This is a genomic window from Rhizobium sp. 01N447_2 (assembly GCF_056399245.1).
The window spans coordinates 1-25,984 of record NZ_JBFTQY010000069.1; the positions used below are offsets into that span (position 1 = coordinate 1).

General features: G+C 61.0%; 23 protein-coding genes and 2 riboswitches. Of the genes, 15 read left to right on the forward strand and 8 right to left on the reverse strand.

What is annotated here, in order from left to right:
• The first annotated feature begins 409 nt into the window (after window positions 1-409).
• From AC1ECN_RS30870 to queE, 4 genes are all read left to right on the forward strand, one after another.
• Complete coding sequence (locus AC1ECN_RS30870; RefSeq protein ID WP_130673153.1) at window positions 410-1,462, forward strand: LacI family transcriptional regulator; 1,053 nt, start codon at window positions 410-412, stop codon at window positions 1,460-1,462.
• 174 nt (window positions 1,463-1,636) lie between these two features.
• Window positions 1,637-2,347 carry a 7-cyano-7-deazaguanine synthase QueC gene (gene queC, locus AC1ECN_RS30875; protein WP_018068191.1) on the forward strand — a complete coding sequence of 237 codons (711 nt, stop codon included), beginning with the start codon at window positions 1,637-1,639 and terminating at the stop codon, window positions 2,345-2,347.
• A complete protein-coding gene (gene queD, locus AC1ECN_RS30880; protein WP_018068190.1) occupies window positions 2,347-2,703 on the forward strand; it encodes a 6-carboxytetrahydropterin synthase QueD in 357 nt (118 codons plus the stop codon). The genes queC and queD overlap by 1 nt, the downstream gene beginning before the upstream one ends.
• Window positions 2,700-3,428, forward strand: coding sequence for a 7-carboxy-7-deazaguanine synthase QueE (gene queE, locus AC1ECN_RS30885; RefSeq protein ID WP_026170605.1), 729 nt, complete (start codon window positions 2,700-2,702; stop codon window positions 3,426-3,428). Before queD ends, queE begins: the two co-directional genes overlap by 4 nt.
• Before the next feature lie 4 nt (window positions 3,429-3,432).
• Here the strand turns inward: queE and AC1ECN_RS30890 are convergent, their stop codons facing one another.
• The 7 genes from AC1ECN_RS30890 to AC1ECN_RS30920 all read right to left on the reverse strand — a co-directional run bounded on the left by AC1ECN_RS30890 (window position 3,433) and on the right by AC1ECN_RS30920 (window position 14,389).
• The gene (locus AC1ECN_RS30890) at window positions 3,433-4,656 is read right to left on the reverse strand and encodes an adenylate/guanylate cyclase domain-containing protein (RefSeq protein ID WP_018068188.1); all 1,224 of its coding nucleotides are present in this window, start codon (window positions 4,654-4,656) and stop codon (window positions 3,433-3,435) included.
• A 103-nt stretch (window positions 4,657-4,759) separates the two neighbouring features.
• A complete protein-coding gene (nrdF, locus tag AC1ECN_RS30895; RefSeq protein WP_130673154.1) occupies window positions 4,760-5,734 on the reverse strand; it encodes a class 1b ribonucleoside-diphosphate reductase subunit beta in 975 nt (324 codons plus the stop codon).
• Window positions 5,735-5,931: 197 nt separating this feature from the next.
• Window positions 5,932-8,136 (reverse strand): class 1b ribonucleoside-diphosphate reductase subunit alpha, encoded by a 2,205-nt coding sequence (nrdE, locus tag AC1ECN_RS30900; protein WP_018068187.1) that lies wholly within the window; start codon window positions 8,134-8,136, stop codon window positions 5,932-5,934.
• Window positions 8,115-8,519 (reverse strand): class Ib ribonucleoside-diphosphate reductase assembly flavoprotein NrdI, encoded by a 405-nt coding sequence (gene nrdI, locus AC1ECN_RS30905; protein WP_018068186.1) that lies wholly within the window; start codon window positions 8,517-8,519, stop codon window positions 8,115-8,117. Before nrdI ends, nrdE begins: the two co-directional genes overlap by 22 nt.
• Window positions 8,520-8,528: 9 nt before the next feature.
• Entirely contained in the window at window positions 8,529-8,750 is a 222-nt protein-coding gene (nrdH, locus tag AC1ECN_RS30910) for a glutaredoxin-like protein NrdH (RefSeq protein WP_012759110.1), read from the reverse strand.
• A gap of 281 nt (window positions 8,751-9,031) precedes the next feature.
• Window positions 9,032-9,257: riboswitch (cobalamin riboswitch) on the reverse strand.
• Window positions 9,258-9,429: 172 nt separating this feature from the next.
• The gene (gene metE, locus AC1ECN_RS30915) at window positions 9,430-11,766 is read right to left on the reverse strand and encodes a 5-methyltetrahydropteroyltriglutamate--homocysteine S-methyltransferase (RefSeq protein WP_130725899.1); all 2,337 of its coding nucleotides are present in this window, start codon (window positions 11,764-11,766) and stop codon (window positions 9,430-9,432) included.
• 104 nt (window positions 11,767-11,870) lie between these two features.
• Window positions 11,871-12,075: riboswitch (cobalamin riboswitch) on the reverse strand.
• Between the two features lie 40 nt (window positions 12,076-12,115).
• Window positions 12,116-14,389: a heavy metal translocating P-type ATPase gene (locus AC1ECN_RS30920; RefSeq protein WP_130673155.1), complete on the reverse strand. Its 2,274-nt coding sequence runs from the start codon at window positions 14,387-14,389 to the stop codon at window positions 12,116-12,118.
• A 71-nt stretch (window positions 14,390-14,460) separates the two neighbouring features.
• Here AC1ECN_RS30920 and AC1ECN_RS30925 point away from each other — a divergent pair, with 71 nt between their 5' ends.
• Complete coding sequence (locus AC1ECN_RS30925) at window positions 14,461-14,883, forward strand: MerR family transcriptional regulator (protein ID WP_027689385.1); 423 nt, start codon at window positions 14,461-14,463, stop codon at window positions 14,881-14,883.
• A gap of 69 nt (window positions 14,884-14,952) precedes the next feature.
• Window positions 14,953-16,167 (forward strand): TIGR03862 family flavoprotein, encoded by a 1,215-nt coding sequence (locus AC1ECN_RS30930; protein ID WP_130673156.1) that lies wholly within the window; start codon window positions 14,953-14,955, stop codon window positions 16,165-16,167.
• A gap of 145 nt (window positions 16,168-16,312) precedes the next feature.
• On the opposite strand, the gene msrB is transcribed toward AC1ECN_RS30930, so the two are convergent.
• Entirely contained in the window at window positions 16,313-16,798 is a 486-nt protein-coding gene (gene msrB, locus AC1ECN_RS30935) for a peptide-methionine (R)-S-oxide reductase MsrB (protein ID WP_018068181.1), read from the reverse strand.
• A gap of 209 nt (window positions 16,799-17,007) precedes the next feature.
• Between msrB and AC1ECN_RS30940 the strand changes: the two genes are divergently transcribed.
• The 9 genes from AC1ECN_RS30940 (at window position 17,008) to AC1ECN_RS30980 (ending at window position 25,971) form a co-directional block, all read left to right on the forward strand.
• Complete coding sequence (locus AC1ECN_RS30940) at window positions 17,008-17,967, forward strand: helix-turn-helix domain-containing protein (RefSeq protein ID WP_130662306.1); 960 nt, start codon at window positions 17,008-17,010, stop codon at window positions 17,965-17,967.
• Window positions 17,968-18,133: 166 nt separating this feature from the next.
• Complete coding sequence (gene adh, locus AC1ECN_RS30945) at window positions 18,134-19,642, forward strand: aldehyde dehydrogenase (protein WP_477955065.1); 1,509 nt, start codon at window positions 18,134-18,136, stop codon at window positions 19,640-19,642.
• A 211-nt stretch (window positions 19,643-19,853) separates the two neighbouring features.
• On the forward strand, window positions 19,854-20,246 hold the full coding sequence (locus AC1ECN_RS30950) for a DUF779 domain-containing protein (RefSeq protein ID WP_130673158.1): 393 nt from the start codon (window positions 19,854-19,856) through the stop codon (window positions 20,244-20,246).
• A gap of 105 nt (window positions 20,247-20,351) precedes the next feature.
• Window positions 20,352-20,948 carry a DJ-1/PfpI family protein gene (locus AC1ECN_RS30955; protein ID WP_024323808.1) on the forward strand — a complete coding sequence of 199 codons (597 nt, stop codon included), beginning with the start codon at window positions 20,352-20,354 and terminating at the stop codon, window positions 20,946-20,948.
• A 25-nt stretch (window positions 20,949-20,973) separates the two neighbouring features.
• Entirely contained in the window at window positions 20,974-21,324 is a 351-nt protein-coding gene (locus AC1ECN_RS30960) for a ribbon-helix-helix domain-containing protein (RefSeq protein WP_018068176.1), read from the forward strand.
• Between the two features lie 165 nt (window positions 21,325-21,489).
• A complete protein-coding gene (locus AC1ECN_RS30965; RefSeq protein ID WP_018068175.1) occupies window positions 21,490-22,197 on the forward strand; it encodes an SDR family NAD(P)-dependent oxidoreductase in 708 nt (235 codons plus the stop codon).
• Between the two features lie 292 nt (window positions 22,198-22,489).
• Window positions 22,490-23,623, forward strand: a complete 1,134-nt coding sequence (locus tag AC1ECN_RS30970) for a calcium:cation antiporter (RefSeq protein WP_018485506.1) — start codon at window positions 22,490-22,492, stop codon at window positions 23,621-23,623.
• 144 nt (window positions 23,624-23,767) lie between these two features.
• A complete protein-coding gene (locus AC1ECN_RS30975; protein WP_477955069.1) occupies window positions 23,768-24,532 on the forward strand; it encodes a bestrophin-like domain in 765 nt (254 codons plus the stop codon).
• Between the two features lie 239 nt (window positions 24,533-24,771).
• Window positions 24,772-25,971, forward strand: a complete 1,200-nt coding sequence (locus tag AC1ECN_RS30980) for an efflux RND transporter periplasmic adaptor subunit (protein ID WP_018068172.1) — start codon at window positions 24,772-24,774, stop codon at window positions 25,969-25,971.
• The last annotated feature ends 13 nt before the right edge of the window (window positions 25,972-25,984 follow it).

Below are 25,984 nucleotides of genomic sequence, written 5' to 3' on the forward strand. Positions count from 1 at the left end.
CCAGTGCAGCATCTGCACTTCCTTCACGTCGGCGGCGTGGGCAGCACTGAGGCCAGCCATCATCACGACAGCAATAGCTGCCGAGCTCAAAAACTTGTTCATGAATTTCCTCCCGTTTGCAAATCGGCGGCGGGACCTCCCTGCCGCCCGATGCTCCCCGCCATTGCAGCGGTCAGCACACGGCCGCGCTCCTCCGCGCGGTTGCTAATTTAAAACGTTATAAATCTTTGGTCGTCAAGCCCTTTCTCGACTCCCGAGAAAAACATGGCTATTTCCCTAAGATACTGAATATAAGTCATATTTAATTCGTCACTAACAAAACGTTAAAATTTAAAACGTTTTCATTCCTTTATTGCGCGCCGGATTCATCGTGTTATGGTGTCGGCAATTCCAGCATGGAAAGCCAAGGGTGACCGAACCGTCCCGGCCGCAGCGCGGCGAAAATCTCGATATCACGCATAAGCGCGGCAAGCCGACCTTGCGAACGATCGCCACGATCGCCGGCCTTGCGGTGACGACGGTGTCACGGGCGCTTTCCGATGCGCCGCAGATTTCACTCGAGACCCGCCAACGGGTGCATCGCATCGCCCGCGAAATCGGCTATCTCCCTGACCGGGCCGCGCAGCGCCTGAAGACAGGCCGCACCAACGTCATCGCCATCCTGCTCGATTCGCACGAGGAAGTGGTCGGTTTCAGCACCTCGATCATGTACGGCATCGCCAAAGCGCTGAAAGAGACCTCATACCATCTGGTCGTCGCCCCGAACTTCCTGTCGACGACCGATATCGAGGCCGCCAAATACATCATCCGCAACCACCTCGCCGACGGGCTGATCTTCACGCGCACCGAACCGCTCGATGCCCGCGTCCGCCTGCTGCTCGAAACCGGCTTTCCCTTCATCTGTCATGGCCGCACCGAATTTTCGACGCCGCACCCCTATGTCGACTACGACAATTTCACCTTTGCCTATGAGGCAGCGCGCCGGCTGATCGCCAAGGGCCGCAAAAAGGTGATGGTGATCCTGCCGCCAAAGCGGCTGACCTTCTGCCAGCATATCCTGCACGGTTTCATGACGGCGGTGCGGGAGGCGGGCATCGCCTACGAAGTCCCCGAGGCGGTCGACCTCGATACACCGGCAGATGTGATGCGCGACTTCATCCGCAACCGCACTGATGCCCCGGATGCTCCTGATGGTTTCATCTGCCCCGGCGAAGTTTCGGCGCTCGCCGTCATCAGCGGCATGAGCGATGCCGGCCGCATACTGGCCGTCGATTACGACATCGTCGCCAAGGAAACGTCCCGTCTTCTCACCCAGCTGCAGCCGAAGGTCGACACGATCCACGAGGACCTGACGGCGGCCGGCGAGGATCTGGGACGCATGCTGCTGCAACGCATCAACAATCCGGATGCCGAAGATCTGCAACTCCTGCTGCCGCCGCAGATCAACTTTCCGATCGGTTAGACGACCTCGCGTTGGCATCAAACCTCGAAGCTACGAAAACCGCCGTGAAATCAACGTCATCTCATCCCTTAATGACGCTGACGCTTCAAAACTGTTTCCATGACGCGTGATTTGTCCTAGAAGCACCGCGCAATCCGGTCGCAGCCCACCCGGTCAAAACAAGGGATCCAAAATATGAAAACCATCGTCGTCTGCTCCGGCGGACTGGACTCCGTTACGCTTGCCCACAAGGTAGCAGCGGAACAACAGCTTATCGGCCTGGTCTCCTTCGACTACGGCCAACGGCATCGCAAGGAACTCGACTTCGCCGCCAGATGTGCCTCGCGCCTCTCGGTTCCCCATCATATCATCGACATCGCCAGCATCGGCGGTCATCTCAGCGGATCGGCCCTGACCGACAATGTCGAGGTTCCAGACGGCCACTACGCCGAGGAGACCATGAAGGCCACCGTCGTGCCGAACCGCAATGCTATCATGCTGGCAATCGCGTTCGGTCTGGCGGCCGCACAAAAAGCAGATGCCGTTGCCGTCGCCGTGCATGGCGGCGACCACTTCATTTATCCAGACTGCCGGCCGGGCTTTATCGATGCTTTCCAGCATATGCAAAACGAAGCGCTGGACGGTTATGCCAGCGTGAAACTGCTTGCACCCTATGTCGACGTTTCCAAAGCGGCGATCGTGGTTGACGGCGAAAAACATGGCACGCCGTTCTCGGAGACCTGGTCCTGCTACAAAGGCGGCGAGTTCCACTGTGGGCGCTGCGGAACCTGTGTGGAACGCCGTGAAGCTTTCCATCTTGCCGGCGTCCCAGATCCTACGGAGTACGAAGACCGGGACTTCTGGAGAGCCGCGATCTCGCGATACTCGGCCACGGAGGTGCGTTGATGTACCGCATCACCAAGGAGTTTCATCTCTCTGCCTCCCATCAATTGGATCACCTGCCTGCCGACCATCAATGCGCTCGGCTCCACGGTCACAACTACATCGTCATCGTCGAGCTGGCTGCGGAAAGCCTGAATGATGATGGCTTCGTCCGTGATTATCACGACCTCTCGCCGCTCAAGCGCTATATCGACGAAGCTCTCGATCATCGTCACCTGAACGACGTCTTCGGCCATTCGAAAGTCACTTCCGAGTTCCTGGCAAGGCACTTTTACGACTGGTGCAAGCCGCGCTTTCCGGAGACCTCGTCTGTTCGTGTCAGCGAGACCCCTAAAACATGGGCGGAGTACAGGCCGTGAGCGTCGGGAGCATTCGCGTCAGCGAAATCTTTGGCCCGACCATACAGGGTGAAGGTGCCTTGATCGGACTGCCGACGGTTTTCGTGAGAACAGGTGGCTGTGACTACCGGTGCTCCTGGTGCGACAGTCTTCACGCGGTCGACAGCGCGTTCCGGGATCAATGGATTCCCATGTCCACTGAGGCGATCTGGCATAAGGTCACGGAACTCTCTGGGGGAAAGCCACTGACGGTTTCCCTTTCCGGAGGCAATCCGGCGATACAGCCCTTAAGGCCACTGATCGAGCTTGGCCATTCGCAAGGATACCGCTTTGCCCTGGAAACACAGGGAAGCGTAGCCCAGGCCTGGTTTCGCGATCTCGACGTCCTGGTCGTCAGCCCCAAGCCGCCATCAAGCGGAATGCTGACGGATTGGGATCAGGTGGATAACTGCCTTCAACTGGCTGCCGGCGGACCGGAGGTCGCATTGAAGATCGTCGTCTTCGACGATGCCGACTACGAATTCGCCCAGTGCGCGGGTCAGCGCTATCCCCAAATTCCCTTGTTCCTTCAGCCCGGCAATCATACGCCGCCGCCTCCCGATGACGATGACGCGCGCATTGATATCGACGGCGTGATGGATCGGATGCACTGGCTTGTCGCAAAAGTAACAGCCGACCAATGGTTTGCAGCCCGTGTGCTACCTCAACTGCATGTGCTGCTTTGGGGAAACAAGCGGGGAGTATAAGTGTCTAGCGCTCCGGAAAGGCGAAAACATCGACCGGCTCGCCGAGCCCGCGCAGTGGGAAGGTGCCGAGGCTGTCCATGTCTTTCGCGCAGCCCGCCATTTCGACGAAGGCCCGCGACAAGAGCACCGGACGCTTGACCTCCTTGGTCAGGGTTTCCAGCCGCGAGGCAACATTGACCGCCGGACCGATGACGGTGAAATCCAGCCGCCGGCGCGAGCCGATATTGCCGTACATGACGTCGCCGACATGCACCCCGACGCCGTAGCGCAGCGGTTCGCGTCCGTTGCCCGCATACTGCTGGTTCAATTGCGCCATCAACGCCTGCCCTTCGCGGATCGCCTGCAGCAGATCGAGGCAGGCGGTTTCCTTGGCTAACGGGAAGATCGCCAGCAATCCGTCGCCCATGAACTTCAGGATTTCTCCGCCATACCGTTCGATCGGATCCGACATGGCGTCGAAATAATCGTTGAGCAGATGGATGACATCGTCACGCGGCCAGAGATCGGAGATCGCCGTAAAGTCGCGCAGGTCGCAGATCATGATTGCCGCACCGACAGTCGCGCCGCTGCCGCGCGTCGTGACGCCCGACAGAATCTGTTCGCTCGCATGCGGTCCGACATAGGTCTGCAGCAGCGTACGCGCCATGATGTTCTTCAGCCGGATTTCGCTGACGAGGGTCAGGGCCGGCAGCAGATCGCGCAGGAAATTGACATGCTCGCTGGTAAAACCGCCCGGCCGGCTGGTCGAAAATGTCGCGACATGCCGTTTGCCGAAAGTATGCTCGAGCGGCCAGGCGATATACTCCGTGAGGCCGTCATCGCGCAGTTCCTGATAGAATGAATCCTCGTCGCTGTCGGCTGTGCCTTCCAGATGTCTACGCACCTCCTCCGAACCCTGATGGATCGCGTTGACGGGACTCTTCAGGAACTCCGGCGTGTTTTCGACACCATAGGCAAATGTGTTGATCTTCGCCTCTGCCAGGCCTTCCTTCCAGAGGATGCGGGCGCCTATCCATTGCGGATGGTTCGTCCTGAAATGCAATGTCGCCCGCGCCACCGGCACCCCTGCCGCCAGCAGCTTCTCGCACATTTCCACCAGGATATTGTCGATGAACCGCTCACCGCGCGTCTCGTTCACCAGCCAGTCGAGAATCCGTCTTCTGCGGATCGGCCAGACGCCTTCGCCCGCCTCGACGACAGTCCCGGCCTTGTTCGAAATGGATTGCATCAAAAACTCCCGCTACGCCACATCATTGGCGAGGACCGAATTTATTTCCGCTGAATGTGGGCGATGAGAGAGCAAATGATAAGAGGCAGACGGCGATCAAGCCTCAGAAATCCCAGTCCTCGTCCTCGGTCGCCACCGCCTTGCCGATGACATAGGAGGAACCGGAGCCGGAGAAGAAGTCGTGGTTCTCGTCGGCATTCGGCGAAAGCGCCGACAGGATCGCCGGATTGACCTTGCAGGCCTCAGCCGGGAACAGCGCCTCGTAGCCAAGGTTCATCAGCGCCTTATTGGCATTGTAATGCAGGAATTTCTTGACGTCCTCGGTCAGCCCGACGCCGTCATAGAGCGCTTCGGTATATTTCGCCTCGTTGTCGTAGAGTTCGAGCAGCAGTTCGAAGGCGAAATCCTTGATCTCCTGCTTCCGTTCCTCGCTGAGCCGCTCCAGCTCGCGCTGGAACTTGTAGCCGATATAATAGCCGTGCACCGCCTCGTCGCGGATGATCAGCCGGATCATGTCGGCCGTGTTGGTCAGCTTGGCCCGGCTCGACCAGTACATCGGCAGGTAGAAGCCGGAATAGAACAGGAAGCTTTCGAGAAAAACGCTCGCAACCTTCTTCTTCAACGGATCGCCGGAGCGATACTGCTCCATGATCAGCGCCGATTTCCGCTGCAGGAATTCGTTCTCCTCCGACCAGCGATAGGCATCGTCGACATCGGGCGTCGAGCACAGCGTCGAGAAGATCGACGAATAGGAGCGCGCATGCACCGCCTCCATGAAGGAGACGTTGGAAAGCACCGCCTCCTCATGCGGCGTTACCGCATCCTCCATCAGCCGGATGGAACCGACGCCGTTCTGGATCGTGTCGAGCAGCGTCAATCCAGTGAAAACGCGGATAGTCAGCTGCTGCTCGGCCGGCGTCAGCGTTGCCCAGGAGGGAATGTCGTTGGAAAGCGGCACTTTTTCCGGCAGCCAGAAATTGCCGGTGAGCCGGTTCCAGACTTCGAGATCCTTGTCGTCCTCGATGCGGTTCCAGTTGATGGCGCGCACGCGGCTGACCGGCTTCAATTGCATGTTCATTGTGTTCCCTCTTGAGAAATGTGTCCGGATTTGCCCCTCATCCGCCTGCCGGCACCTTCTCCCCGCCAGCGGGGCGAAGGGGATATGCCGCACCCTTTTCTGTCTTTATTGCCGGTTCGTGTGGCAAGTCCCCTCTCCCCGTCAAAACGGGGAGAGGGTTAGGGTGAGGGGCAAATGCTCCGGAGCGAAATATCAAATTACAGCGTACAAGACACGCAGCCCTGCACCTCGGTGCCGGACAGCGCCATCTGGCGAAGGCGGATGTAGTAGATCGTCTTGATGCCCTTCTTCCAGGCATGGATCTGCGCCTTGTTGATGTCGCGCGTCGTTGCCGTGTCGCGGAAGAACAAGGTCAGTGACAGGCCCTGGTCGACATGCTGGGTCGCCGCCGCATAGGTGTCGATGATCTTCTCCGGTCCGATCTCGTAGGCATCCTGATAATAGTCGAGATTGTCGTTGGTCATGAACGGCGCCGGATAATAGACGCGGCCGATCTTGCCTTCCTTGCGGATCTCGATCTTCGAGACGATCGGATGGATCGAGGAGGTCGAGTGATTGATATAAGAGATCGACCCTGTCGGCGGCACTGCTTGCAGGTTCTGGTTATAGAGGCCGGAGGCCATCACCGCCTTCTTCAACGCCACCCAATCTTCCTGCGTCGGAATGTGAATGCCTGACGTCTCGAACAGCGCCTTGACCCTCTCCGTCGCCGGCTCCCAGAGCCGGTCGGTATATTTGTCGAAATAGTCGCCGGAGGCATATTTCGAGTTCTCAAAGCCCTTGAAGCTCGCGCCGCGTTCGACCGCCAAAAGATTCGAGGCGCGGATCGCGTGGTAGGTCACCGTGTAGAAATAGATGTTGGTGAAATCGACGCCTTCCTCGGAGCCATAGAAGATGCGTTCGCGGGCGAGGTAGCCGTGCAGATTCATCTGGCCGAGGCCGATCGCATGGCTCTCGTCATTGCCCTTCTCGATCGAAGGGACTGAGGAGATGTGGCTCATGTCGGAAACAGCACTCAACGCCCGGATCGAGGTCTCGATCGTCTTGCCGAAATCGACCGAATCCATCGCTGCCGCGATGTTCAGCGAGCCGAGATTACAGGAGATGTCCTTGCCGAGATGTTTGTAGGAGAGGTCGTCGTTATATTCGCTCGCCTCACTCACCTGCAGGATTTCCGAGCATAGATTGCTCATCGAAATACGTCCGGCGATCGGGTTTGCCCGGTTCACCGTGTCCTCGAACATGATGTAGGGATAGCCGCTCTCGAACTGGATTTCGGCAAGCACCTGGAAGAATTCGCGTGCCTTGATCTTCTTCTTGGAGATGCGGGCGTCGTCAGCCATCTCGCGGTACTTTTCCGTCACGGAAATCTCGGTGAAGGGCACGCCATAGACGCGCTCCACGTCATAGGGCGAGAACAGGTACATGTCCTCGTTGTTCCTCGCGAGTTCGAAGGTGATATCGGGCACGACGACGCCGAGCGACAGCGTCTTGATGCGGATCTTCTCGTCGGCATTTTCGCGCTTGGTGTCGAGAAAGCGCATGATGTCGGGGTGATGGGCATTGAGATAGACGGCCCCCGCGCCCTGCCGTGCGCCGAGCTGGTTGGCATAGGAAAAACTGTCTTCGAGCAGCTTCATGACAGGGATGATGCCCGAGGACTGGTTCTCGATATGCTTGATCGGCGCGCCTGCCTCGCGGATATTCGTCAGCGACAGCGCCACGCCGCCGCCGCGCTTCGACAATTGCAGCGCCGAATTGATCGACCGGCCGATCGATTCCATATTGTCCTCGACGCGCAGCAGAAAGCAGGAAACCAGTTCGCCGCGCTGCTTCTTACCGGCATTGAGGAAGGTCGGCGTCGCCGGCTGGAAGCGGCCGGAAATGATCTCGTCGACCATGTCGCGGGCAAGGCTCTCGTCGCCGCGCGCCAAGGCCAGGGCCACCATGCAGATGCGGTCCTCATAGCGCTCGAGATAGCGCTTTCCGTCGAAGGTCTTCAGCGTATAGCTGGTGTAATATTTGAAGGCGCCGAGGAAGGTCGGGAAACGGAACTTCTTGGCATAGGCCTGGTCGAACAGATCCCGCACGAAATTGAAGGAATACTGGTCGAGAACCTCCTGCTCGTAATAGCCCTCGGTCACGAGGTAATCGAGCTTTTCCCGGAGATTGTGAAAGAACACCGTGTTCTGGTTCACATGCTGCAGGAAATACTGCTTGGCCGCCATTCGATCCTTGTCGAGCTGGATCCGCCCCTGATCGTCATAGAGGTTCAGCATCGCATTCAGCGCGTGGTAGTCGAGCGTTTCCGCCGCTTTCAAAGGGCGTTCGCCGGCGGGATGAGCAAAAGTGTTATGCGGTTTTGCGCCCGCATCCCGCGTCAGAGTTGTTCCCGTGTCCAAAACCGTTCCATTCCGTGTTTGACGTTGGCGACATCCGCTTCTGTGCCCAGCAGTTCGAACCTGTAGAGGTAAGGCACCTGGCACTTCTTTGAGATCACGTCGCCGGCGAGCCCGTATGTTTCGCCGAAATTGCTGTTGCCCGCGGCAATCACGCCGCGGATGTGTCCTCGGTTTTCCGTATCGTTGAGGAAACGGATCACCTGCTTGGGAACGGCGCCCTTGCCGCCGTCGCCGCTATAGGTCGGCACGATCAGCACGAAGGGTTCGCTGATATGGAACGCGTCTGCGCCATTTGGCGGAATGCGCGCCGCGCGCAGTCCGAGCTTGGCGACGAACCGATGGGTGTTCTCGGACCGGCTGGAATAATAGACGATCAGAGCCATCGCCTTTCCTCAGGAAAGTGCGCTGATCATGTCGGGACGGAAGCCGGCCCAATGCTGCTCGCCGGCGATGACGACGGGCGCCTGCATGTAGCCGAGGCTGCGGACCCGATCGAGCGCTTCGGCATTCTGCGAAATATCGACGATGTCATAATCGACGCCCAACCGGTCGAGGGCGCGGTAGGTGGCAGTGCATTGGACGCAGGCAGGCTTGCTGTAGACTGTGATGGTCATGATATTCCTCGTGACGACGCGATTGGGACGCAGGACATCGATCGGAAATCTCGCGATATCCGTCGAAAACACTCTGTATTTTGCAGCGATGCGGCTCGTTCAGCCGCTGGGCGTGATCCGCCCTCTACCTCTAGCGGGTGACGGCCTGAACTGAGATACTGACATGACTTCACCCCGAAGTGGCTCAATGCGAAGGTTTCGGGGGCGGAGGCTCGGGCCTGCGAAACGCGATGCGGAGATTCCCCGCAGCCATGCAACGCGACCTTCCGGACACCCCGCCCGTGGACGTTTCGTTCGAGGCAGGTCTCCTGGCTCACGGGTCAAAGCACCCTGCCCCAGCCTTCCCGGAGCATCATGCTCCAGTGACCTGAAATCGGACAGTTGCTCGCCGCTTACAGTTGCGGGGGCAGCTCCGGCATTGCCGCGCCATGATGGCGAAACGCACCGTATTCCCGTCTTAGCCGCCGATCCTCACGAATCGACGGAACCTCGAACACTAGATATGGTACGCGAATCGCTGATGACGTCAACAAGTTGTTGTGGCAGCGCAGCAACGGCGGCAGCGAATCGCCGTGACTGTGTATGATGTGGATAACGAAGCTTTAACGGAAAAGCGCTGTGGAGAGCCCGTTCATAAAAGGAGCCGGCAAAAGCCGGCTCCTCGAGATGTTGCGGAGATTTAAGCGCCCTTCCCCGACCCCACGGCTCGCAACGCCCGCGCGGCGGCGACCATGTTGACGAGTGCCGGACGCACCTCTTCCCATTTGCGGGTCTTCAGGCCGCAATCCGGATTGACCCACAACCGCCCATCCGAAAGCCGCCCGCGGGCAAGCTGCATGAGCTCAGTCATCTCACCGACCTCCGGAACGCGCGGCGAATGGATGTCGTAAACGCCGGGACCGATCTCGTTCGGATATTTGTAGCTTCGGAAGGCTTCCAGCAGCTCCATCTTCGAACGTGAGGTCTCAATGGAGATGACGTCGGCATCCATCGCGGCGATGGCGCCGATGATTTGGTTGAACTCCGAATAGCACATATGCGTGTGGATCTGCGTCTCATCGGCAACGCCGGTCGAGCACAGGTGAAAGCTTTCCACCGCCCAGTCCAGATAGGTCTTCCAATCGGCCTTTCGCAGCGGCAGGCCTTCGCGAAGTGCCGCCTCATCGATCTGGATCATTGCCGCGCCTGCCTTTTCGAGATCGGTCACCTCGTCGCGAATCGCCAGCGCTATCTGCCGGCTGACATCGGCGCGCGCAAGATCGTCACGGACGAAGGACCAGTTGAGGATCGTCACTGGTCCCGTCAGCATGCCCTTCACCGGCTTTTCCGTCAGCGACTGCGCATAACGCCACCATTCGACCGTCATCGGCTTCGGGCGTGAGACATCGCCGAAGATGATCGGCGGGCGGACATAGCGTGAACCGTAGCTCTGCACCCAGGCATGCTGCGTGAAAGCAAATCCGGAAAGCTGCTCGCCGAAATACTGCACCATGTCGTTACGCTCGAACTCGCCGTGAACGAGCACATCGAGGCCGATCTCCTCCTGCCAACGGATCGCCGACTCAGTCTCCTTTCTGAGGAAGGCCTCGTAGTCGGCGCCGCTCATCGCACCCTTTGCATAGGCGGCGCGCGACTTGCGCACTTCCGATGTTTGCGGAAATGAGCCGATCGTCGTCGTCGGGAAGAGCGGCAGTCGCAATCGGTCGTCCTGAAGCGCTTTGCGCGCGAGGAATGCGCGACCCCGGCGTTTCATCCTCCCGTCGATGCCTGCCACTCGCGCCGCAACTCTGGCATCATGAACCCTCGAGGAAGAGGCGCGGGCAGCGACGGCGCGCAAAGAAGCTTCAAGGGCACCGATAACGCCGCTCCGGTCCAAGGCACCGCTGCCGAGCACGGCAAGCTCGTCCAGCTTCTGCGTCGCAAAGGCGAGCCATGTTTTCAACTCGCCGTCGAGCCCTGCTTCCAGCTCGAGGTCGATCGGCACGTGAAGGAGGGAGCAGGACGGCGCGATTTGAAGTCGATGCTCACCTAATCTGGAAACCAGTGGCACGATCCTGTTCAGGATGGCGTTGAGATCGGCCCGCCAGATGTTGCGTCCGTCGATGACGCCGAGCGACAGCACGAGACTATCAGGCGCCCTTTCCAGGAGAAACTCGACCTGCTGCGGCCCGCGCACCAGATCGACGTGAAGGCCTGCGACCGGCAACTCAAGTGCCGCCGGAAGATTGTCGCCCATATCGCCGAAATAACCGGCGAGCATGATCTTGAGATCCGGCACTACTTCGCCGAGTGCCCGATAGGTCTGGCTGAGCGCGGCGCGCTCCCTGTCGGAAAGATCGAGGACGAGGCATGGCTCGTCGACCTGTACCCAGTCGGCACCCGCCGCTCTCAACTCGGCAAATATCCTGGCATAGACCGGCAGCAGCCGGTCGAGCAGCTCGACCGTGTCAAAGCCGGCCTCGGTGGATTTGGCGAGTTTCAGGAAGGTGACCGGCCCGAGAATAAGCGGCCGCGTGTGAATGCCGAGTGCCTTCGCCTCCAGGAAAGCCTCCAGCGGCTTGTTCGCCGTCAGCGTGAAGGCCTGGTCAGGCCTGAGTTCCGGAACCATGTAGTGGTAGTTGGTGTCGAACCATTTCGTCATCTCCAGTGCCGGCACCCCGTGGCCGTGGCTGACATGGCCGCAATCGCCGTGATGGCCCTCGCCAGTCGAGCCGCGCGCCATCGCGAAATAGATGTCGAGATCGACCGGGTCGCCTTTCCAGCCATAGGCGGCCGGAATCGCGCCGACCATCACAGCGAGATCGAGAACATGGTCATAAAGCGAGAAGTCGTTGGAGGGAATGACGGCGATCCCCTTCTGCTGCTGGAGCTTCCAGTTGTTGGCACGCAGCTTTTTTGCCGTATCCAGAAGTGCGGTCGCGTCGCTCTTGCCGGCCCAGTAGCTTTCCAGCGCAAATTTCAGTTCGCGATGGCTTCCAATTCTTGGAAAACCGAGATTTGCAGTCTTGATGCTCATTTCCTTACCCCGAGGGTTATGGGCAAGGCACTGGCGAGACGCATCGACGAACGGACACGACGGTGCCGTTTCGCTGAAAGCGGCACACCGGGACACCCCGCCCGTGGACGTTATCAATCGCGGCAGGTCTCCTGGCTTGCGGGTCGCTGCCACCGTCCAGTCTTCCCGGGCGTCTCCCCAGTGACGTCAATTGGACGGCGGCTCTCCGCCTACAGTTGCGGGGGCAGCTTCGGATTGGGCAGGCGCCGCACCGAATTCCCTCTTAGCTCCAGACCAAAAGATCCAGAGAACCACGATGCCATAAGGATGCGCCCGCAATCGCACGCCGTCAATAGACATAAAGGAATGTTTATATCTTTATTCGAAGCAACCGCAGTGCGTTGATCGTCACCAGCACGGTGGCGCCGGTATCGGCGAGGATCGCTGGCCAGAGCCCGGTAATGCCGGCGATCGTCGTGACCAGAAACACCGCCTTTAGCCCGAGTGCGATGGTGATGTTCTGCAGGATGTTGCGCATCGTGCGTTTGGAAAGTTCGATCATCCGCGCCACGTCGCCAACACGTCCGTGCAGCACGGCGGCATCCGCCGTCTCCAGCGCCACATCGGTGCCGCCGCCCATAGCGATACCGATATCGGCAGCGGCCAGCGCCGGAGCATCGTTGATGCCGTCGCCGACCTTGGCGACGATGAAGCCCTGGCGCTTCAATTCGCCGACGACGCGCTGCTTGTCCTCCGGCATCATCTCGCCGCGCCAGTCGATGCCGAGCATGCCGGCAACGGCTGCTGCCGTGCGCTTGTTGTCGCCCGTCAGCATGATCGCCTTGACGCCTGCTGATTTGAGGGCAGCGAGCCCGGCCTCGGCATCCTCACGCGGCTCGTCGCGCAGGGCGATCAGGCCGGCCGCAACACCGTTGACGAGCAGCACCGACACGCTCTTGCCCTCATCGTTCAGCGCCGTGATGCGTGCATCCTGTTCCGCGCTGAGCGTCCCGCGCTCGCGGGCGGCAGGCGGCGACAGCAGATCCAGTGACTCACCGCCGACTTTGCCGCTGACACCCTTGCCCGGCAGCGCTTCCAGCTCGAAGGCCGGCGGCACGGGAACGCCGTCCGCCTTGGCGCGGTTGAGGATCGCCAGCGCCAGCGGATGGCTGGAACCCCGCTCCAGCACCGCCGCGCGCGACAGCACCTGCGCCTCGCTCAGGCCAAAGGAAATGATGTCAGTCACCTGAGGCTTGCCTTCCGTCAGCGTGCCTGTCTTGTCGAAGGCGACCATCGTCACCTTGCCGAGCGTTTCCAGCACCGCGCCGCCCTTCATCAAGAGTCCGCGCCGCGCACCTGATGAAAGCGAAGCGGCGATCGCCGCCGGCGTCGAGATGACGAGCGCGCAAGGGCAGCCGATCAAGAGGATGGCAAGGCCCTTATAGACCCATTCGCCCCACGGCCCAGCGAACAGCAGCGGCGGAACGACCGCGACGAGCGCTGCGACCACGACCACGCCGGGCGTGTAATAGCGCGAAAACCGATCGATGAAGCGTTCGGTCGGCGCCTTCGATTCCTGCGCTTCCTCCACCAGTTTGACGACGCGGGCGATGGTATTGTCGGCCGCGGCCGCCGTGACGCGAACCCTGAGCACCGCATCGCCATTCACCGTGCCGGCGAAAACAACGGCATCGACGCCCTTGCGCACCGGCGTGCTCTCGCCCGTCACCGGCGCCTCGTCGATCGCACTCTCGCCTGAGATGATGATGCCGTCCGCGGAGATCCGGTCGCCGGGACGCACCATGATGATGGCACCGACCGCAAGGCTTTCCGCCGGCACCTCCCGCGTCTGCCCATTGTCTTCGAGCAGCGCACTCTTCGGCACCAGGGCCGTCAGCGACTGGATGCTTTCGCGCGCCTTGCCCGCGGCTACCCCTTCGAGCAACTCGCCGACGAGGAACAGGAACACGACGGTTGCCGCTTCCTCACCGGCATTGATGATGACGGCGCCGACGGCAGCGATCGTCATCAGCATCTCGATCGAAAACGGTGTGCCTGAGAGGGCGGCCATGACGGCGCGCCGGGCGATCGGCACCAGCCCGATCAGCATGGCGACGATGAAGGCATAGGACGCAATCGCCGGCACGAGATGGCCGACGGTGTAGGCGGCAACGAGCGCGGCACCCGAAAGAATGGTCAACCGGCCCTTCCTGCTCTGCCACCAGGGACCGGCCATCGGCGCATGATCGTGCCCGTGCAGCCCCTCGATTTCCTTCTCGCCATCATCGTGAGGATGGTCATGGTCATGACTTGCATGGTCATGGCTATGGCCTTCATGATCGTGGTCATGGCCCGCGTGATCGCCGTGATCATGTCCATGGTCGTGACGATGCTGCGAGCCGCGTTCATGCGCAGGCGCCGCGTTTCCGGCAAGCGGCGCGACGGAATAGCCGAGCCCCGTCACCTTCTTCTCGATCACCTTGAGATCGCTGCTGCCATCGTGCCGGACGGTCATCGTGCCCGCCATCACCGAGACGGAAACATCGGCGACACCCGCCACGCGTCTGACCGCCGTATCGATCTTGGTTGCGCAGGCGGCGCAATCCATGCCGCCAACCCGGTATCGTGTCTCGCTCTCAGCCATCATCCGCTTCCTTGTCAAACAGAAGCATCTCTCCTACATCCTCTAGCGACTAGAGGTGCAAGAGGAAAATCATGAAAAAGATCACGATTGGTGAAGCTGCGCGCCAGAGCGGCGTCAAGGTACCGACAGTCCGTTATTATGAGAGCATCGGCCTGCTCGCGGCGCCGAGCCGCAGCGAGGGCAACCAGCGCTCCTTCGAGCCTGCGGATATCAGCCGTCTCGCCTTCATCCGCCATGCCCGTGAGCTCGGCTTCGAGATCGAGGCGATCCGCACGCTGCTCACCCTGCAGGATGATCCGCACCAGTCCTGCGCCTCGGCCGACGCCATCGCCAAGGCCCGCCTCATCGAGGTCGAGCAGCGCATCCGCAGCCTGATGGCGCTGAAGGCCGAGCTGGAAACCATGGTGGAAGGCTGCGGCCACGGCCGCGTCGACCAATGCCGCGTCATCGAGGTGCTCGCCGACCACGGCCAGTGCACGCATCCGCACCACTGACCGCTGCCCTTGCAGGCGGTCCCCGCTCGCGCCAAAACTGAATGCAGACAGAATCGGGCGAAGACATCAATGAACCAGAAGCGGATTGCGATCATCGGCGGCGGCCCGGCCGGTCTCGCGGCTGCCGAGCTGCTTTCCCGTCCCGGTCATGCGGTGACGGTCTACGACGCCATGCCGACCCTCGCCCGCAAGTTCCTCTTGGCCGGCAAGTCGGGTCTCAACATCACGCATTCCGAGGATTATGCCCGTTTCACCACACGCTTCGGCGCGGCCTCCGCCCGTCTGCGCCCCGCTCTTGATGCCTTTACCCCTGATGATATCAGGGATTGGGCAGCAGGGCTCGGGACCGAGACCTTCGTCGGCTCGTCCGGCCGGGTGTTCCCTAAGGTGATGAAGGCCTCTCCTTTGCTGCGCGCTTGGCTCAGGCGACTGGAGGCGCAGGGCACTACGCTGCATACCCGCCACCGCTGGACCGGTTTTGCCGAAGATGGTTATGCTTTCGAAACGCCCGAAGGGCGCAGCATCGTCCATTCCGACGCAGCCCTGCTGGCGCTCGGCGGCGCCAGCTGGCCGCGCCTCGGCTCCGATGCAAGCTGGCTGACTCGGCTATCGGAGAGAGGCGTCGAGATCGAACCCTTTAAGCCCGCCAATTGCGGCTTCGCCGTCGGCTGGAGCGGAAGCTTTAGCGAGCGTTTCGCCGGCGAGCCGGTAAAGTCGGTCACCGCAACATCCGAGGCCGGCACGTTTCCCGGCGAATTCGTCATCACCGGGAGCGGCATCGAGGGCAGCCTGATCTATGCCCACACCGCTAGCCTCCGCGACCGGCTGCTGAACCACGGCAGCGCTGCCCTGACGCTCGACCTTGCACCCGGCCGCACCACTGAGAGGCTGAGCCGCGACCTTGCGCGGCAGGATGCCAAATCGAGCTTTTCAAACCGCCTGCGCAAGGGCGCCGGCCTCGACGGCGTCAAGGCGGCACTGTTGCGCGAACTTGCTCCCGAGCACGACCGCACCGATCCTGAGCGTCTCGCCGGCATGATCAAGGCCCTGCCGGTGCCGGTGATCGAAACCCGCCCGATCGCCGAAGCGATCTCCTCGGCCGGCGGCATCCGCTGGAGCGGCATCGACGACAGCTACATGTTGAAGGCGCTACCGGGCACTTTCGCCGCCGGTGAGATGCTCGACTGGGAAGCGCCGACCGGCGGCTATCTCCTCACCGCCTGCCTGGCGACCGGCCGGGCGGCAGCGCGCGGCATCGAAGCCTGGTTGCAGCGCGGAGCATGATGCCGAAAAGTGTGATCGGTTTTCGGACGACATCATGCTCCAACTCTTAATTTAGAACAGGATTCAGATTTTAGGCCGACCCGGCCTAAAATCATCCTGTTCTAGGCGCAGGCAGTCATCAGCACCGAGTAAGGTCATCGCTCGATCAGGCCGAGGCCGGACGGAATGTCATGGCGAGCCCATTCATGCAGTAGCGAAGCCCGGTTGGCTTCGGGCCGTCATCGAAGACATGGCCGAGATGCCCACCGCAGCGGCTGCAGTGCACGGCGCTGCGCACCATGCCGAAAGTCGTGTCGCTCGTGGTGCCGACGGCTTTTTCGAGCGGCGCCCAGAAGCTCGGCCAGCCGGTGCCGCTGTCGAATTTGGTGGTCGAGGAAAAGAGGTCCTGGTCGCAGCCGGCGCAGGCGAAATTGCCCTTTCGCTCCTCATGCAGCAAGGCACTGGTGAAGGGCTGTTCCGTCCCCGCCCGGCGCAGGATGACGTATTGATCCGGCGTCAGCAGCTTGCGCCATTCCTCGTCGGTATGCGTCACCGCAAACGTCTCGGCGGCGATCGCCTTGCCGGCCAGGCCCAGGTGAACCGCAAACACCCCAAAAGCGGCGCCCATCAGCAACAATCGTCTATTCAGCATGGTCGGATCTCCTCGTCTGGCAAACCTTGCTTCCGTATAAAACTACGAGAGAGAGGGGTCATTTGTTACGCCATGGCCGCCCAAACACCGAAATGTGATTTCCGCCATTGTCGTCAGGAAGAGCCGCATGCTGACGACCGCCAGTACCGGCCGATTGCAAACCAGCCGCTTTTCCATCAGAATGTGCTGAACTTCGGTGGGAGGAGCCGATGCACGAACACTCAGCGCACGCCGAGCACGTCTACACGTCTGCCCAGCGCGATTCTGCGGCGGCCAGTTCTCCCGTTGTCGCCTCATGGCGGCGGTGCATGACCATGCATCAGCTCGCCCCCGAGGACCAGCGGGCTCCACTGCGCCTCACCGACCAGGAATTCCGCCGCGCGCGCGAGCAGTCCGAACAGCTGATCGCCAGCGCGACGGAAGAGCTCGATCGTCTCTTTACCACCGTTGGCAGGGCCGGCTGCTGCCTGCTTCTGACCGACAAGAACGGCATCGCCCTGGAGCGCCGGGGCGCTGCCGGCGACGACAAGGAATTCCGCGAACTCGGCCTCTGGACCGGCTCGGTCTGGACAGAGGCCAGCATCGGCACCAACGGCATCGGCACCGCACTTGCCGACGAGCGTGCCGTCGCCATCTTCCGCGATCAGCATTTTTTCTGCTCGAATACCAGCCTCAGCTGCACGACGGCGCCGATCCGCGATCATCGTGGCCGGGTGGCAGCAGCCATCGACATCTCCACATGCCGCGAAGACGTCAACGAGATGACGCTGGCGATCCTGACGCAGACCGTGCGCGATGCGGCGATGCGCATCGAGCTCAACCTTTTCCGCTCGGCCTTTGCCGGCGCCCGTTTCCTGATGGTCCCGGCCGGCGCCAATTCCGCCGCCGCCCTGCTTGCCGTCGACAGGCACGATCTGGTGCTCGGCGCGACGCGCGCCGCCCGCATCGCACTGCAGCTGGACGACAAGCGCATCGCCGCCGGCATTCCTGCCGCCGATGCCCTGCACGAGGCTGGCGTCTCCCAGCAGGACGAGATCGTCGAGGCGGAAAAGGCGGCACTGCTGCGGGCGCTGTCGCGCGCCGGCGGCAATGTCTCGCAGGCGGCGATCGCGCTTGGCATCAGCCGCGCAACGCTGCACAGGAAGATGAAGAAGCTCGATCTCCACTGATCAGGGTAAAGGTTCCGCTCCTGGAGCAATCGCGACGCGATGCTGTCGCAGGTCTGCGACACTGTGCACTGCGGTATGGAAGACCCGCCCTAGTCCCTCCGCCAAATTACGCACATTTTCCTCCCACTGGTTCGCTTGGGAACCTGGATCATCAAGGGAGGATGACATGCTTCATCAGAAAATCGTCGAGTCGCCGTTCAAGCTGAAATACGGCAACTATATCGGCGGCGAATGGCGCGAGCCGGTCGAGGGAAAATACTTCGAAAACCTGACGCCCGTCACCGGCGGCAAGCTCTGCGACATTCCCCGCTCCAATGAAAAGGACGTCAACCTCGCGCTCGACGCCGCCCATGCGGCTAAGGAAAAATGGGGCCGCACCTCCGCTGCCGAGCGCTCCAATATCCTCATGAAGATCGCCCAGCGCATGGAAGACAAGCTGGAATTGCTCGCCCAGGCCGAGACCTGGGACAACGGCAAGCCGATCCGCGAAACCATGGCGGCCGACATTCCGCTGGCGATCGACCACTTCCGCTACTTCGCCTCCTGCATTCGTGCCCAGGAAGGTTCGATCGGCGAGATCGACCACGATACCGTGGCCTATCATTTCCATGAGCCGCTCGGCGTCGTCGGCCAGATCATTCCGTGGAACTTCCCGATCCTGATGGCCACCTGGAAGCTGGCACCTGCGCTTGCCGCCGGCAACTGCGTCGTGTTGAAGCCCGCCGAACAGACACCGGCCTCGATCCTGCTCTGGGCCGAGCTCATCGGCGATCTCCTGCCGCCCGGCGTGCTCAACATCGTCAACGGTTTCGGCCTCGAAGCCGGCAAGCCGCTGGCGACCAGCCAGCGCGTCGCCAAGATCGCCTTCACCGGCGAGACGACGACAGGCCGGTTGATCATGCAATATGCCAGCCAGAACCTCATTCCGGTGACGCTGGAGCTCGGCGGCAAATCGCCGAATATCTTCTTCGCCGATGTGATGGCCGAAGACGACGACTTCCTCGACAAGGCGCTCGAAGGCTTTGCGATGTTTGCCCTCAACCAGGGCGAAGTCTGCACCTGCCCGAGCCGCGCCCTCGTCCAGGAATCGATCTACGACCGCTTCATGGAAAAGGCCGTCAAACGCGTCGAGGCGATCAAGCAGGGCAACCCGCTCGACACCGCGACAATGATCGGCGCCCAGGCCTCGACGGAGCAGCTGGAAAAGATCCTCGCCTATCTCGATATCGGCAAGCAGGAAGGCGCGGAAGTGCTGACCGGCGGCTCGCGCAACGATCTCGGCGGCGAGTTGGCGAATGGCTATTACGTCAAGCCGACGATCTTCAAGGGTCACAACAAAATGCGTGTGTTCCAGGAAGAAATCTTCGGACCGGTTGTTTCGGTCACGACCTTCAAGAACGAGAAGGAAGCGCTCGAAATCGCCAACGACACGCTCTACGGTCTCGGTGCCGGTGTCYGGAGCCGAGACGCCAATCGCTGCTACCGCTTCGGCCGCGAGATTCAGGCCGGCCGCGTCTGGACCAACTGCTACCACGCCTACCCGGCCCATGCCGCCTTCGGCGGATACAAGCAGTCCGGCATCGGCCGTGAAACCCACAAGATGATGCTCGACCACTACCAGCAGACCAAGAACATGCTGGTGAGCTACAGCCCGAAGGCACTCGGCTTCTTCTGAGATACTCAGCATGACGGGAGGGTCTTAAACCCCTCCCCAACCCCTCCCCACAAGGGGGGGGCTTACCATGCGGCCCTCGCTGTATTCACTCTTGAGGCGCAGCATATGCAGCCGGCTTGTTGTTTTGCCAGCCGGTGCCACAGCTTAGCCCCTCCCCCTTGTGGGGAGGGGTTGGGGAGGGGAGTTCTCCCCCAAAACTTTGGAGGCAGCCATGGAAACCACCGTCAACGGCGAAGCGCGTGTTCTCGCAACCGACACAGCTCTCGATTTGATCGCAGAAATAAAGCGGGATCATCCCGATATCCTCTTCCACCAGTCCGGCGGTTGCTGCGACGGCTCCTCGCCGATGTGTTATCCGGCTAACGAATTCTTGATCGGCGACAGCGACGTCAGGCTCGGCGAGATCGGCGGCGTGCCGGTCTATATCAGCGCCAGCCAGTTCGAGGCGTGGAAGCATACACAGCTGATCATCGACGTCGTGCCCGGCCGCGGCGGCATGTTCTCGCTCGACAACGGCCGTGAGAAACGCTTCCTGACTCGTTCCCGCCTCTTCGGCGGCGGCGAGGCCTGCGCAGTGCCTGATGTCAAGGTCAGGGCGGTCTGATGCTGTCGCCCGCCGGGTGGGAATTTCGCCTGTAGTATTCCCATAGTACCTGCTCGCAGCAGCTCTTTGCTAATCTCCGCCAGTTGGTTTCAAAGGGAGGAAACGATGCCAGCCTCAAAGATCCTGATGATCACCGGTGACTTCACCGAAGATTACGAAACGATGGTGCCGTTCCAGACGCTGCTTGCCTGCGGCTACACGGTCGACGCCGTCTGCCCCGGCAAGAACGCCGGCGACACCGTCGCCACCGCCATCCATGATTTCGAGGGCGACCAGACCTATTCCGAAAAACGCGGCCATAATTTCGCGTTGAATGCCACCTTCGACAGCGTGCGCGCCGAAGATTACGATGCCCTCGTCATTCCCGGCGGCCGTGCGCCCGAATATCTGCGCCTCAACGCCGACGTCATCAAATCCGTCCGGCACTTCTTCGACGCCGGAAAACCCGTTGCCGCCATCTGCCACGGCGCGCAGCTGCTTGCCGCTGCCGGTGTGCTGAAGGGCCGAACCTGCTCGGCCTATCCCGCCTGCCGGCCGGAAGTCGAACTTGCCGGCGGCATTTATGCCGATATCGCAATCACCGATGCAGTCTCGGACGGCAATCTGGTCACGGCGCCCGCCTGGCCGGCGCATCCGTCGTGGCTGCGCCAGTTCATGGCCGTGCTCGATGCCGCAGCACTGCTCGAAACCAACGCCGCCTGAGGAGGGCTGCACTGGGGAGGACGATATGTGTGAACTCTTCATCAAGGCCGATGCTCGGCTCTGGGAAAGCGCCACCCGGTCGCTGCGCATCGACGGCATGGTCACCAGCGTCAGGTTGGAAAACTTCTTCTGGGCAAAGCTGGAGGAAATCGCCCGGCGCGACGGCATGAATGTCGTCCAGCTGATCACCCGGCTGCATCATGAATCGATCGATGCCGGCCACGATCTCGGCAACTTCACGTCCTTCCTGCGGGTCTGCTGCGCTCGCTATCTCGACCTGCAGCTCACCGGCGACATCCCGGCAGATGTCACCCGTCCCATTGCCGGCCTCGACGCGCCCGTCATCCTCGGCCGCGAACGGGCGAAGTATCACTGAAATCAGGTCCGACAGACGATCAAGGACGAACGGCCCGCGGATAGCTCCGCGGGCCGTTCCGCAAACATCTGACCTTGTCCGGGGCGGCGGGCTTGCGCTGCCGCGCAGCCTGGATCAACAATGTGGGCAGCGTCCAGCGCGGGCACCGTCAGGAGATCGATTGCCATGAACGAACAGAAAGCCGTGATCGTGACGGGAGCCGGCGGCAACCTCGGCAGCGCCGTTGTCCGCGAGCTTGCCAGCGCCGGCGCAAAACTCGTCTGCATGAACCGTTCGGGCAATGAGCTGGAAGCCTTGGCCGGCGATCTTCCAGCTTCCACCGAATTTCTGTCGATCGCGGGAACGGATCTCACCGATTATGCCTCCTGCGCCGCCGCTGTCGCCCGGGCCGTGAAGCGCTTCGGCGGCGTTAGCGCGTTGGTCAACACCGTCGGCGGTTTCCAGATGGGACCGGTCGGGCCGGAGGCACCCGCGCAGTGGGAGACGATGATGACCGCAAACGCCCGCACTGCCTTGACGATCAGCGCCGCGGTTCTCCCGACCATGAAGGCCGCGGGCTACGGCCGCATCGTTCATATCGCCGCCGCACCCGGCCTGAAGGCCGGCGCCAAGCAGGCCGCTTACGCCGCCTCCAAAGCCGCCGTCATCCGGCTGACCGAGGCGATCGCTGCCGAATGCCGCGACGACCGCATCACCGCCAACTGCATCCTGCCGGGCACGATCGACACGCCTGAGAACCGCGCGGCCATGCCCGATGCGAAGACGGACGGCTGGGTATCGCCGCAATCGATCGCCCGCCTCATCGCCTTCCTGATTTCGCCGGCAGCAGCTGTCGTGACCGGCGCGGCAATCCCGGCGACCGGCCGCGAATAATCGAAGACGCGGCGTGAGCAGCCGCCGCAACGCACTACAACCGCCCGCGCCGCGCGTTCGCCGGGCCTCGTCTTGCCCTCTGTTTTAGCAGTCCCTGTCAGGAAACAATGGATGATGAGAATAGAGACACCTGCAAGTTTTAGTCAGTGACACACGATCTGGCTTGAGGTTCGGTTCGCCTTAAGGCAGCCTCGTCTCGGCCTGCTCATGGGACGGGCAGGAGACAGTGGGCGGACACAATGGTTTTGATGATCGCATTGCGGCGACATTTGACGGAAGACGGGTGGCTTCAATGACGGACGGCCCGGCATTGCGCGCCGTCGGCGCAAACAGCCTGATACGCGAGGAATGGTTCCTGGGCGTCAGCGTCGCGACGAGCTTGGCGTTTTTTGTTTTCCAGGAGCAGCTCTTCGGGCAGCTTTCCGATCCGCTTTGGTTCACTGTCGTTTTCGCGTGGCTGTTTGCTGCCGTCCTTGGCTCCGCTCTGTCGGTTGTCCGGCACGCGGATCATTTGGCTGAGCGGCTGAAGGAGCCCTACGGCACGCTCATTCTGACGCTTGCCATCACCTCGATCGAGGTGATGGCAATATCAGCCGTCATGCTTCAYGGCGAGAACAATCCCACGCTTGCGCGCGACACCCTGTTCGCAGTCGTCATGATCATCCTGAACGGCATGGTCGGCCTGTCCTTGCTGCTGGGCGCATGGCGGCGACCGGAACAGCAGCATAACCTGCAGGGCGCCAACGCCTATCTCGGGGTCATCGTACCGCTGGCGACCCTAAGCCTGGTGATGCCGACATTTCTTGCGGGGCCGGACGGACAGCATCCATCTGCACCGAGACAACTGATACTGGGTATAATATCGGTCGGCCTTTACGCTACGTTTCTGTTTCTTCAGGCCGGCCGCCATCGGGACTATTTCACCGACGACAGCAACCGTCACGAGCGCATCAGCGAACGTGTCCCTCGACATGGACCGGTCTGGCCTCATGCCATTCTGCTTTTCGCCCATATGGGTCCTGTCGTCTTTCTAGTCGAACAGCTTGCCCGGCCGATCGATTACATTATCGAAACCCTGCATGCTCCAACCGCATTTGGCGGTGTTGTCATGGCCATCCTCGTCGCGACGCCTGAAGCAATCAGCGCCGTGCGTGCATCCATCGCCAATAATCTTCAGCGCTCCGTCAACATTTTCCTTGGTTCGGTGCTGTCGACGATCGGGCTGACGGTGCCGGCGATGCTCGTTGTCAGTCAGCTCTACGGACACCCCGTGACACTCGGCCTGGAGCATGGAGATCTGGTGATGCTCCTGCTCACTCTTGCTGTCAGCATCATCACCTTTGCCAGCGGCCGCACGCATCTCATGCAAGGCGCTGTCCATCTGGTGCTTTTCCTGGCTTACGTGTTGCTGATATTCCAGCAATGAAACCCGCCCGGTGGCGGCCGCGCGAGATCAGGAAAGTAAAGAGTTCCGCGCTTGGTCTGTCTTCAGCTATGATGAGGGGGGCTTTGCATAGCTTGCAAGCAATCGCGGTGGCTGCAGGACCTACATGGCGAATGGAGACCGGCCGTGGACTCACTGTTGGTTGGCGGGCTTGTATTTGTTTTTCTGTCGACGGCGACGTCGACAGKATTGATCGTGCGTGCCCGATTGCCCAATCACCATCTCAATGCGGAATCCAAGGACGTCATCAGGCTGGCGACCGCAGTAGTGGGAACGCTGTCGGCCTTGGCGCTCGGCCTTCTGATCGCATCCGCCAAGTCGTCCTATGACAATGCCGAAGTGGAGATGAGAACGGCAGCCGCACGGATACTGCTGCTTGACCGCGTCATGGCGCAATACGGGCCGGAAACCGACAATGCGCGTCAATTACTGCGTGAACTCATCGAGAAACGGCTGAGCCGCGGCTGGACTGCCGAAACCACCGACGAGACATCCGGCAAGGCCGTGGGAGAATATCAGGATATAGAGACGGTTCAAAGCGACCTTCGATCGCTGGCACCGAAGGATGCGGCGCAGCGCGCTCTCCAGGCCCGTGCTCTGGAGGTAAGCGGCATGGTGGCCGAAACCCACTGGCTGCTGGTCGAATCCGGGAAAGAGGGTTTGCCCTGGGCCTTCCTTACCGTTCTCGTCTGTTGGCTCTCGCTGCTTTTTGCGACCTTCGGACTGCAGGCGCCGGCCAATCCGACGGTGCTGTCAATTCTGTTCGTCTGCGCCCTATCTGTCGCGGGCGCGATCTTCCTGGTTTCGGATATGGCCAATCCATATGTCGGGCTGGTCCATGTTTCGGATGCGCCTTTGCGGTCCGCTATAGAGCGCCTCGGGAAACCCTAGCCACATCATGGCGTCCGTCGAGGATGAGCTTCGACACAGTTTAATTGTGCACCAGCAGCTATTGCAATTTTTAGCGATGCCGCGACATAATATCGCATGCCCGGAACTTTTCGGAGAGGGGCCGTCTCCGCCGAGGCACGCATGAAGACTACAGCGCCGCGCGTCTTTTCAGACGCGCAAAGGACGCTGTAGATCTTTGAAATTACTGCAGTAGGCTCGTAAACATCGGGGCGGCGGCAATGCGTGTGAGATTGTATCAGGGTCTGCACCTGTCTGTGGTGCTCGCCGGCATTGCAATTCTCGCTGGCTGTGAGGAAAGCGGCAACACTTACGTTGCCCCTCCTCCACCTCCGGTTCGAGTCGCCCAGCCGGTCCAGCAACCGGTGACGCTCTATTTCGAACTCACCGGCAATACGGCACCACTCAATTCCGTCGATATCGAGGCGCGCGTCCAAGGCTACGTCCAATCGATCGACTACCAGGACGGCATGACGGTGATGAAGGGCACCAAGCTCTTCGGAATTGAGCGCAACACTTATCAGGCGCAACTGGATCAGGCGAAGGCATCGCTCGCCTCGCAACAGGCGTCTCAGGTCGGCGCGCAACAGGAATACGACCGACAGCTCAATCTGTCGAAGCAACAAGTCACCACGCAGACCGCCGTCGATAGCGCCAAGGCGACGCTCGACGAGGCGAATGCGTCCATCCTCAACGCTCAGGCCAATCTCGATCTCGCGACGATCAACCTCGGATATACTGAAGTGCTTGCCCCCTTCGACGGTACCGTCACCGATCACCTCGTCGATATCGGCGCACTTGTCGGCGTATCAGGCCCCACCAAGCTTGCCAGCATCGTTCAGACGGATCCGCTTTATGCCTATTTCAACGTCAGCGAAACACAGGTGCTGATGATCAAGGAAACGCTGGCAAAGCAGGGACACACCTTCAAGCAGACGGATCTTCCGAGTTTCCCGGCAGAGCTCGGCCTGCAGACGGAAGAAGGCTACCCACACAAGGGACATCTCGATTATGTATCGCCGCAGCTCGATGCCTCCACAGGCACGCTTCAGGTACGCGCCCTGTTCGACAACAAGGACCGCGCCATGCTGCCCGGTCTCTTCGTGCGCGTTCGGGTGCCGGTCGGCCATAACGACAAGGCTCTGCTAGTGCGCGACGATGCGATCGGAACGAACCAGCTGGGCAGCTACCTGCTCGTTCTCGGTAAGGACGACGTCGTCGAGCAGAAACAGGTCAAGACCGGCCAGCGTGAAGGTTCGCTCCGTGTCATCGACTCCGGCCTCGATCCGGCCGACTGGGTCGTAACACAAGGTATCCAGCAGGCCATCCCCGGCAGCAAGGTCACGCCCGAGAAGATGGAAATGAACCCGCCGGCAGCTGCCGCCGGCGATACCAAGGCAAAGACCACCACCACGCAATGAATTCGCCACCATG

What these genes read in the sequence shown, in the direction of transcription:
- queC (WP_018068191.1), top strand. Translation starts at nt 1,637, where the DNA reads ATGAAAACCATCGTCGTCTGCTCCGGCGGACTGGACTCCGTTACGCTT.
- queD (WP_018068190.1), top strand. Translation starts at nt 2,347, where the DNA reads ATGTACCGCATCACCAAGGAGTTTCATCTCTCTGCCTCCCATCAATTG.
- AC1ECN_RS30890 (WP_018068188.1), bottom strand. Translation starts at nt 4,656, where the DNA reads ATGCAATCCATTTCGAACAAGGCCGGGACTGTCGTCGAGGCGGGCGAA.
- nrdF (WP_130673154.1), bottom strand. Translation starts at nt 5,734, where the DNA reads ATGAACATGCAATTGAAGCCGGTCAGCCGCGTGCGCGCCATCAACTGG.
- nrdI (WP_018068186.1), bottom strand. Translation starts at nt 8,519, where the DNA reads ATGGCTCTGATCGTCTATTATTCCAGCCGGTCCGAGAACACCCATCGG.
- nrdH (WP_012759110.1), bottom strand. Translation starts at nt 8,750, where the DNA reads ATGACCATCACAGTCTACAGCAAGCCTGCCTGCGTCCAATGCACTGCC.
- metE (WP_130725899.1), bottom strand. Translation starts at nt 11,766, where the DNA reads ATGAGCATCAAGACTGCAAATCTCGGTTTTCCAAGAATTGGAAGCCAT.
- AC1ECN_RS30920 (WP_130673155.1), bottom strand. Translation starts at nt 14,389, where the DNA reads ATGGCTGAGAGCGAGACACGATACCGGGTTGGCGGCATGGATTGCGCC.
- AC1ECN_RS30925 (WP_027689385.1), top strand. Translation starts at nt 14,461, where the DNA reads ATGAAAAAGATCACGATTGGTGAAGCTGCGCGCCAGAGCGGCGTCAAG.
- AC1ECN_RS30930 (WP_130673156.1), top strand. Translation starts at nt 14,953, where the DNA reads ATGAACCAGAAGCGGATTGCGATCATCGGCGGCGGCCCGGCCGGTCTC.
- msrB (WP_018068181.1), bottom strand. Translation starts at nt 16,798, where the DNA reads ATGCTGAATAGACGATTGTTGCTGATGGGCGCCGCTTTTGGGGTGTTT.
- AC1ECN_RS30940 (WP_130662306.1), top strand. Translation starts at nt 17,008, where the DNA reads ATGCACGAACACTCAGCGCACGCCGAGCACGTCTACACGTCTGCCCAG.
- AC1ECN_RS30950 (WP_130673158.1), top strand. Translation starts at nt 19,854, where the DNA reads ATGGAAACCACCGTCAACGGCGAAGCGCGTGTTCTCGCAACCGACACA.
- AC1ECN_RS30955 (WP_024323808.1), top strand. Translation starts at nt 20,352, where the DNA reads ATGCCAGCCTCAAAGATCCTGATGATCACCGGTGACTTCACCGAAGAT.
- AC1ECN_RS30960 (WP_018068176.1), top strand. Translation starts at nt 20,974, where the DNA reads ATGTGTGAACTCTTCATCAAGGCCGATGCTCGGCTCTGGGAAAGCGCC.
- AC1ECN_RS30965 (WP_018068175.1), top strand. Translation starts at nt 21,490, where the DNA reads ATGAACGAACAGAAAGCCGTGATCGTGACGGGAGCCGGCGGCAACCTC.
- AC1ECN_RS30980 (WP_018068172.1), top strand. Translation starts at nt 24,772, where the DNA reads ATGCGTGTGAGATTGTATCAGGGTCTGCACCTGTCTGTGGTGCTCGCC.